This window comes from Vibrio sp. 1-Bac 57 (assembly GCF_037546855.1).
Taxonomy (GTDB): domain Bacteria; phylum Pseudomonadota; class Gammaproteobacteria; order Enterobacterales; family Psychromonadaceae; genus Psychromonas.
Genome location: NZ_JALAAC010000117.1, coordinates 1 through 504, shown reverse-complemented (window position 1 = coordinate 504; position 504 = coordinate 1). Strand labels below are relative to the sequence as shown.

Below are 504 nucleotides of genomic sequence, written 5' to 3'. Positions count from 1 at the left end.
TCTTGATTTTTTGATAGCTCGGTTAATGCTTCCAGTAGGTGTTTCTCTAGCTCTGTCATTTAATATCCCTCTGGTACCATCCACGGGTAAACCCCGTCCGTTCCGTATGTCGTCTGCTCCAGATCTATTTTGATGCACAATTGATTCTGATCCCCACAGGTCGTTATTTGAAGATTCCCTCCCTTGCTCTCCAACTCTTGAATTACTGCTTGTTGCGCTATTATATCCTCTCCCATTTTCCACGATATCCCGCTCATCCCCGCCGTGAATACCAGCATGATTGAGAGTATTGCACCGCTGAATTTCAGCGTCTTGGAGACGCGATAGTTGGTTACTGAGTCGATGCTTTTCTTCGCTTCTTTCTCTAGCTTGCTGAATGATCCCTTGTAGTTGATGTCGAGCTGTTTCTGACTTTGTTGCAGGGACTTGATACAACTGTTTATTTCGTTCTGATTTTGCTCTGCATAGTCTTGCAAGATCTGCTTGATTGCTTGCAAATTCTTG

1 protein-coding gene is annotated in these 504 nt (G+C 44.2%); it reads right to left on the bottom strand.

The window, feature by feature from the left end:
• Positions 1-59: 59 nt before the first annotated feature.
• Positions 60-504 (bottom strand): hypothetical protein (locus tag MT391_RS20765; RefSeq protein ID WP_499500001.1); only part of this gene is annotated, 445 nt, incomplete at its 5' end.